The sequence below is a fragment of the Streptomyces sp. LUP30 genome (assembly GCF_001746365.1).
Classification (GTDB): domain Bacteria; phylum Actinomycetota; class Actinomycetes; order Streptomycetales; family Streptomycetaceae; genus Streptomyces.
The window spans coordinates 81,247-88,712 of the sequence record NZ_MJAJ01000037.1 but is presented as its reverse complement, the minus strand read 5'-3'; the positions used below and the strand labels follow the sequence as shown (position 1 = coordinate 88,712).

The window sequence follows — 7,466 nt, the reverse complement described above, 5'->3', positions numbered from 1 at the left end:
GCCGCGGCTCCGCTGGCGGGCGCCTGCCCTCGGCCCGCCGCCGTCCAGCGCGCCAGTGACCGGACGCGGTGCGCCGCGTCCGCGAGGCGTTCCTCGGGCAGGGCGCCCGAGCGGACGGCGGTGACCAGCGCGTCCCGCAGCCGGCGCACGGTGTCGTCGTCGGCGAGGCCGCCGCCCACACAGATGGCGTCCGCGCCGGCGGCGATCGCGAGGACGCTGCCGCGCTCGATGCCGTAGGTCGCGGCGACCGCCTGCATCTCCATGCCGTCGGTGACGATCAGGCCGTCGTAGCCGAGCTCGTCGCGCAGGAGCGTGGTGAGGATGCGGGGCGACAGGGTCGCCGGGTGGACCGGGTCCAGGGCCGGGACCAGGATGTGCGCGCTCATCACGGCGCGGGTGCCGGCGGCGATGGCCGCGCGGAAGGGGGTCAGCTCGCGCTCGGTCAGCACCGCCGGGGCGGCGTCGATGCGCGGGAGCGCGTGGTGGGAGTCGACCGCCGTGTCGCCGTGGCCCGGGAAGTGCTTGGTGCAGGCCGCCACCCCCGCCGACTGCAGGCCGGTGACGTAGGCGGCGGTGTGCCGGGCGACCAGGCCGGGGTCGGCGCCGAAGGAGCGCACGCCGATCACCGGGTTCGCGGCGTTGGAGTTGACGTCGGCGGAGGGCGCCCAGTTGAGGTTGACGCCGCATTCGGCGAGGCGGCGGCCCAGCTCGGCGGCGACCTCCAGGGTGAGCGAGACGTCGTCCACCGCGCCCAGCGCGTGGTTGCCGGGGAAGCTGGAGCCGGTGCGCACCTCCAGGCGCGTGACGTCTCCGCCCTCCTCGTCGATCGCGACCAGGACGTCGTCCCGTTCGGTGCGCAACTGGGCGGTCAGCGCGGCGAGTTGCTCGGGCGAGGCGATGTTCCTGCCGAACAGTCCCACCGACGCCAGGCCCTCGCCGAGCCGGCGCAGCAGCCAGTCGGGGGCGGTGGTGCCGGGGAATCCGGGTTGCAGGACCGTCAGGGCGTCACGGGTGAGCGTGTCGGTGCCGCTGGCGATTGTCGTCATCGGGGGCGTCATCCCTTCACGGCGCCCGCGGTCAACCCCGCGGCCATCTTGCGCTGGACGAGGAGGAACAGGGCGACGATCGGTACGGCCATCATCGTGGCGCCGGCCATCATCGGGGCGTACTCGGTGCCGTGCTTGGTGGAGAAGTTGCTGAGCCACACGGTCGCGGTCTGGTTCTTCTGGCTGAGCAGCATCAGGGCGTACAGGTACTCGTTCCAGGCCTGGATGAAGCCGTAGACCGAGGTGGCGACCATGCCGGGGGCCAGCAGCGGGAAGACGACGCGGACGAAGGCCCCGGTGCGGCTGCAGCCGTCCACCATCGCGGCCTCCTCCAGCTCCTTCGGGATGTTGACGATGAACCCGCGCAGGGTCCACACCGTGAAGGGGAGGATGAAGGTCAGGTACGTGATGATCAGACCGGAGAGCTTGTCGTACTGGTCCAGGTCGTTCAGGAGCAGGAAGACCGGGATGATCATGGCGACGAGCGGGATCATCTGGACGGCCAGGATGCCGACGATCACGATCTTGCGGCCGCGGAAGGCGAACCGGGAGATGGCGAGGGCGGCCAGCAGTCCGACGACGACGCCGATCGCGACGACCGCGAGCGAGACGATGAGGCTGCGGCCCACCGGGCCCCAGAAGTCGGCGATGTCCAGCGCGCGGCTGAAGTTGGACAGGGTGAGACCCGTCGGCAGCAGGCTCGGGTCCGGGTCGATGGCGTCCTTCGCCGGTTTGAACGCCGTGTTGAGCATCCAGTAGACGGGGAAGCCGGCGACGGCGAAGACGAACAGGCCGAGGAGGTTCCAGCCGGCCTTGGACTTCCGGCGCCGGGACCGGTCTCCCGCCGGGTTCGCCCCGGAGGCGATGGCGCTCATTCGACCTCTCCGATCTTCAGCATCTGGCGCATGTAGACGGCGACCACCCCGAGCAGCAGCACCACGGTGACCAGGGCGATCGCCGAGCCCTGGCCGTAGTCGTTGACGACGAACGCGCGGTCGTAGGAGTACGTCGTCAGGAGCTGGAACTCCGCCTCCGGATGCCCGTTGCGCATCACGAAGACCTGGGGGAAGACGCCCATGTCCCAGATGACCGACAACGTCGTGAGCATCACGATGACCGGCTTGAGGATGGGCAGGGTGACGTACCGGAAGACGCCCCAGGCGCCGGCGCCGTCGAGGCGGGCCGCCTCCTCCAGCTCGGCCGGGACCTGGGTGAGGCCGGCGCTGAGGGTGATCACCACGAAGGGCACCGCGCCCCAGATCACCAGCAGCATGATCACCGCGAGGCCCTGCGGTCCGCTCGCGAACCAGTTGTGGCCTATCAGGTCGACGCCGGGCAGCCTGCTCAGCACCGCGTTGAGGATGCCGTAGTCGGAGTCGAACAGCCATTTGAAGACGGTGGTGGCGACGATGACCGGCATGCCCCAGCCCGCCACGAGCGCGATGTTGACGAGGGTCTTCACCCAGCCCGAGACGCGCTGGAGGAGCAGCGCGACCAGCATGCCGAGGACCATGGTGACGATCACGCACCCGGCCGCGAAGACGATCGTGCGCAGGACGACCTGCCAGAACTCGCCGTCGCCCAGCACACCCGTGAAGTTGTCCAACCCGACCGACTCGGCCGGCTGGAAGCCCCACAGCTGGGACTGCCCGAACTTCTGGAAGGAGAGGGTGACCAGCCGGACCAGCGGATAGCCCATCACCAGGGCGAGGACCAGCAGGCAGGGCGCCAGGAGCAGCCAGGGGGTCGCGGTCCCGCCGGAACCGCGGCCGCCGCGTGGCCTCCTGGCGTCGGGTTCGCCGGCCGGTGGCGGCGGTGGCGACTGCCGCGTCGGCGGCACTTCGGCAGTGGTCGTGTCTGCGGCACTCATCCGCGCGCTCCTCAGCGGTCCCTCGGGTCGTACGGGGAGCAGGGCCCTGCTCGCTGCGGGGCCCTGCCCTCAGGTCACTTGTTGTTGATGACCTTGTCGATCGCGGCGTCCGCGTCCTTCGCGGCGGCCTCGACCGACTTCTTGCCGGTGCCGATGCTCTGCAGCATGGTCTGCAGGACCTGGGCCTTCTCGACCTGACCCCAGCCGGGGGCCATGGGGACGAACCAGTTGGACTCGGCCGCGGTGGCCGGGACGGCCGTCGCCGGGTCGTTCTTGAGGGTCGCGAGGTCGGTCTTGTTGTTGGGCAGGTTGCCCTTGGCCATCAAGCCCTTCTGACCGGCGGGGCCGGTGAACGCGTTGATCCACTCGGCGGCGAGGCCCTGGGCGTGCGACTTGACCGGGACGGCCAGGTCGGAACCGCCCAGGAAGACGGGGAGGTTCTTGCCGGACGGGCCGGGCATCACGAAGTTCTCGAGGTTGTCCTTGAGCTTGCCGGTCTTGTCGTTCTTCGGGTCGGCGGAGGTCGCGCCCTCCCATGCCGCGCCGAAGATCATGCCGGACTTGCCCTGGCCGTAGACGATGTAACGGTCGGACTCGTCCTTGGTCTTGTCGCCGTGCATGTACGTGTCGACGACCGTCTTGAACTCGTTCAGGCCCTTGATCGACTCGGGCGAGGAGAGGTCGGCCTTCCACTGGCCGCCGTCCTCCTTGGCGATGGAGCCGCCCGCGTCGTAGACGAAGGACATGGCCGCGTACCAGTCGCGGGTGGGCTGGTACCAGGCGGAGAACTTGTCGCCCTCCTTCTTCTGGACCTTGTCCAGGGCGGCGGTCAGTTCCGCGTACGTCTTGGGCGTGGACTTCACGCCGGCCGCGGCGAAGACGTCCTTGCGCCAGTTGCCGACGCGGCCGCCGGCGTAGTACGGCACGCCGTAGGTCTTGCCGTCGTAGGTCACCGACGCCTTGAGGCCGTCGAGCCAGGCGGAGGAGTTGTCGAACTTGGCGGTGTCCAGGGGAGCGAAGGCGCCCTTGACCATGTAGCCGAGCATCTCGGTGTTGCCCATCTCGACGACGTCGGGGGCCTTGTCGGTGGCGAGGACCGCGTCGAGCTTGGCGTTCTTGTCCGGCCAGCCGTAGTACTCGTGGTTGATCTTGACGCCGGGGTGCTTCTTCTGCACGGCGGCGTCGGCGGCCTTCACCAGCTCGGGCCAGTTGTTCTGCGCGTCGACGGTGAGCCAGACGGTCAGCTCCTTGGCGTCCGTGCCCTTCGAGTCCCCGCTGCCACTGTCGTCCCCGCACGCCGCGATGGAGACCATCATGCCCGCGATACCGATCGCGGCTATCAGCTTGCGCTTCACGCCATCCTCCTCAGGGATGCCACACCCCCCGCCCACGGGCCGGGACCTCGATCTGAACCAATGGTGTAGACCAGTGCGCAGAGCTTGGCTCAGGCCACCAAGCCTGTCAAGGGTGGCCGAACCCCCTCCGACCAGCCGTTATGGGACCTACATATGCAGGAACCTTTAAGTAAGAAGCCCTCGAAAACATCGACCCTGGAGGCGGCCGACCGGGTAGACCATTTGCTGTGGTGGACTAGACCAGCAAAGGTTGCGACGGTATACAGAGGGATCACGGAACGATGGCGCGCGCATCGCCGCGTCCGTGCCACGATGTGAGCCACGGCCGACGTTGTGTCGGCCGTTTCGGCACCCGCAGCCGGGAAGGCAGGCCATGAGCACCGACGTCAGCAGTGCGGAGAACGAGGGTGGGGCGACCGTCCGTACCGCGCGTGTGCCCAAGTACTACCGTCTCAAGAAGCACCTGCTCGACATGACGGAGACACAGTCGCCCGGCACGCCGGTCCCGCCGGAGCGCACCCTGGCAGCCGAGTTCGACACCTCGCGCACGACCGTCCGCCAGGCCCTCCAGGAACTCGTCGTCGAGGGGCGGCTGGAGCGCATCCAGGGCAAGGGCACCTTCGTCGCCAAGCCCAAGGTCTCCCAGGCGCTGCAACTCACCTCGTACACCGAGGACATGCGCGCGCAGGGACTCGAACCGACCTCACAGCTGCTGGACGTCGGCTACATCACCGCCGACGACCGCCTCGCCGGGCTGCTCGACATCACGGCCGGCGGCCGGGTGCTGCGCATCGAGCGTCTGCGCATGGCCAACGGCGAGCCGATGGCGATCGAGACGACCCATCTGCCGGCGAAGCGCTTCCCGGCCCTGCGCCGGTCGCTGGCCAAGTACACCTCGCTGTACACCGCTTTGGCCGAGGTCTACGACATCCATCTCGCCGAGGCCGAGGAGACCATCGAGACCTCCCTGGCCACCCCCCGCGAGGCCGGTCTGCTCGGCACCGACGTGGGCCTGCCCATGCTGATGCTCTCCCGCCACTCGCTGGACAGGAAGGGTCAGCCGGTGGAGTGGGTGCGATCGGTCTACCGGGGCGACCGGTACAAGTTCGTGGCCAGGCTGAAAAGGCCCGCCGAGTAGAGGGTCTGTGGAGGGCCTTCCGCTGGGCTTATCCGTCACTTACATTGCCTGCGCATTACACCTGTGATCAAGGCGATCGGATGAGGGGACGGAGCCGCCGATGTCAGAGACCCCGGAAGTGACCGGAGGGCCGGTGGTGACGCCTGTGCGCGTCGTCATCGCCCTCTGTCTGCTCGCGCCCTTCGCGGCCATGCTGTGGGTGGGTTCGTACGCGAAGGTGGACCCGGCGTTCATCGGGATCCCCTTCTTCTACTGGTACCAGATGCTGTGGGTGCCCCTCTCCGCCGCGCTGACCGTGACGGCGTACAAGCTGTGGCAGCGTGACCAGCGCGGCCGCGCGGCCGCCGTCCCGGCTTCCCCCGGTTCTTCCCCGAAGGCCTCCTCCCCGAAGGGCGGTGCGTCGGAGTGAAGGACGGCGTGAACGGCGTGGCGCTCGCCGTCTTCATCTTCTTCTTCCTGGCCGTGACGGTCATGGGCTTCCTGGCCGCGCGCTGGCGCAAGGCCGACACCGACAGCCTCGACGAATGGGGCCTGGGCGGCAGGTCGTTCGGCACCTGGGTGACCTGGTTCCTGCTCGGCGGCGACCTGTACACCGCGTACACCTTCGTCGCCGTGCCGGCGGCGATCTACGCGGCCGGCGCGGCCGGCTTCTTCGCGGTGCCCTACACGATCCTCGTGTACCCGCTGATCTTCACGTTCCTGCCCCGCCTGTGGTCGGTGTCCCACAAGCACGGCTATGTGACGACCTCCGACTTCGTGCGGGGCCGTTTCGGATCCAAGGGCCTGTCGCTGGCGGTCGCCGTCACCGGCATCCTGGCGACGATGCCCTACATCGCGCTCCAACTGGTCGGCATCCAGGCCGTGCTCGACGTGATGGGCGTCGGCGGCGGCGAGAACACCAACTGGTTCGTGAAGGACCTGCCGCTGCTGATCGCCTTCGGCGTGCTCGCGGCCTACACGTACTCCTCGGGTCTGCGGGCCCCCGCGCTCATCGCGTTCGTGAAGGACACGCTGATCTACATCGTCATCGCGGTGGCGATCATCTACATCCCGATCAAGCTGGGCGGCTTCGACGACATCTTCGCCAAGGCGGCCCACGCGTTCAGCCAGACCAACCCGGCGACGGGCAAGCCGCGCGGCGCGCTCGCGCCGGCGGAACCGGGCCAGTGGACGTACGCGACGCTCGCCCTGGGCTCGGCCCTGGCGCTCTTCATGTATCCGCACTCCATCACCGCGACGCTGTCCTCGCGCAGCCGTGAGGTGATCCGCCGCAACACCACGATCCTGCCGCTGTACTCGCTGATGCTGGGCCTGCTCGCGCTGCTGGGCTTCATGGCGATCGCGGCCGGCGTCAAGGTCACCAACGGCCAGCTCGCCATCCCGCAGCTGTTCGAGGACATGTTCCCGTCCTGGTTCGCCGGTGTGGCGTTCGCGGCGATCGGTATCGGCGCGCTGGTGCCGGCGGCCATCATGTCGATCGCGGCCGCGAACCTCTTCACCCGCAACATCTACAAGGACTTCATCAGGCCGGACGCGACGCCCGCACAGGAGACGAAGGTCTCCAAGCTGGTCTCGCTGCTGGTGAAGGTGGGCGCCCTGGTCTTCGTCCTCACCATGGACAAGACGGTCGCCATCAACTTCCAGCTGCTGGGCGGGATCTGGATCCTGCAGACCTTCCCGTCCCTGGTCGGCGGCCTGTTCACCCGCTGGTTCCACCGCTGGGCCCTGCTGGCCGGCTGGGCGGTCGGCATGGTCTACGGCACCTTCGCCGCCTACGGGGTGGCCTCCCCCACGCAGAAGCACTTCGGCGGCTCGTCGAAGGAGATCCCGGGCATCGGGGAGATCGGCTACATCGGCCTCACGGCGTTCGTCCTCAACGTCGTCGTCGCGGTGGTCCTGACGTTCGTCCTGAAGGCGGCCAAGGCCCCCGACGGGATCGACGAGACGAAGCCGGAGGACTACACGGCGGACGCGGGCGACCCGGGCGTGCAGGTCGAACTGCCGCCGGCGACGGCGGGCGCGTCCCACTGAGGCGGACGGACACGCTCCGGGGTCGT

General features: G+C 68.9%; 7 protein-coding genes. 3 read left to right on the top strand and 4 right to left on the bottom strand.

Going from position 1 to position 7,466, the window contains the following annotated elements; genetic code table 11:
- The 4 genes from BG482_RS26775 to BG482_RS26760 form a co-directional block, all read right to left on the bottom strand.
- On the bottom strand, positions 1-1,046 hold a 1,046-nt coding region (locus BG482_RS26775), incomplete at its 3' end, for a glycoside hydrolase family 3 protein (protein WP_069771706.1).
- A gap of 8 nt (positions 1,047-1,054) precedes the next feature.
- Complete coding sequence (locus BG482_RS26770; protein WP_069771705.1) at positions 1,055-1,921, bottom strand: carbohydrate ABC transporter permease; 867 nt, start codon at positions 1,919-1,921, stop codon at positions 1,055-1,057.
- Positions 1,918-2,916, bottom strand: a complete 999-nt coding sequence (locus BG482_RS26765) for a carbohydrate ABC transporter permease (RefSeq protein WP_069771704.1) — start codon at positions 2,914-2,916, stop codon at positions 1,918-1,920. Before BG482_RS26765 ends, BG482_RS26770 begins: the two co-directional genes overlap by 4 nt.
- Before the next feature lie 74 nt (positions 2,917-2,990).
- On the bottom strand, positions 2,991-4,271 hold the full coding sequence (locus tag BG482_RS26760; protein ID WP_069771703.1) for an extracellular solute-binding protein: 1,281 nt from the start codon (positions 4,269-4,271) through the stop codon (positions 2,991-2,993).
- A gap of 373 nt (positions 4,272-4,644) precedes the next feature.
- Between BG482_RS26760 and BG482_RS26755 the strand changes: the two genes are divergently transcribed.
- From BG482_RS26755 to mctP, 3 genes are all read left to right on the top strand, one after another.
- Positions 4,645-5,409 carry a GntR family transcriptional regulator gene (locus tag BG482_RS26755; RefSeq protein WP_069771702.1) on the top strand — a complete coding sequence of 255 codons (765 nt, stop codon included), beginning with the start codon at positions 4,645-4,647 and terminating at the stop codon, positions 5,407-5,409.
- 100 nt (positions 5,410-5,509) lie between these two features.
- Entirely contained in the window at positions 5,510-5,818 is a 309-nt protein-coding gene (locus BG482_RS26750; protein WP_069771701.1) for a DUF3311 domain-containing protein, read from the top strand.
- The gene (gene mctP, locus BG482_RS26745) at positions 5,815-7,440 is read left to right on the top strand and encodes a monocarboxylate uptake permease MctP (protein WP_069771700.1); all 1,626 of its coding nucleotides are present in this window, start codon (positions 5,815-5,817) and stop codon (positions 7,438-7,440) included. The genes BG482_RS26750 and mctP overlap by 4 nt, the downstream gene beginning before the upstream one ends.
- Positions 7,441-7,466: the final 26 nt, after the last annotated feature.

What these genes read in the sequence shown, in the direction of transcription:
- BG482_RS26765 (WP_069771704.1), bottom strand. Translation starts at nt 2,916, where the DNA reads ATGAGTGCCGCAGACACGACCACTGCCGAAGTGCCGCCGACGCGGCAG.
- BG482_RS26750 (WP_069771701.1), top strand. Translation starts at nt 5,510, where the DNA reads ATGTCAGAGACCCCGGAAGTGACCGGAGGGCCGGTGGTGACGCCTGTG.
- BG482_RS26755 (WP_069771702.1), top strand. Translation starts at nt 4,645, where the DNA reads ATGAGCACCGACGTCAGCAGTGCGGAGAACGAGGGTGGGGCGACCGTC.
- BG482_RS26770 (WP_069771705.1), bottom strand. Translation starts at nt 1,921, where the DNA reads ATGAGCGCCATCGCCTCCGGGGCGAACCCGGCGGGAGACCGGTCCCGG.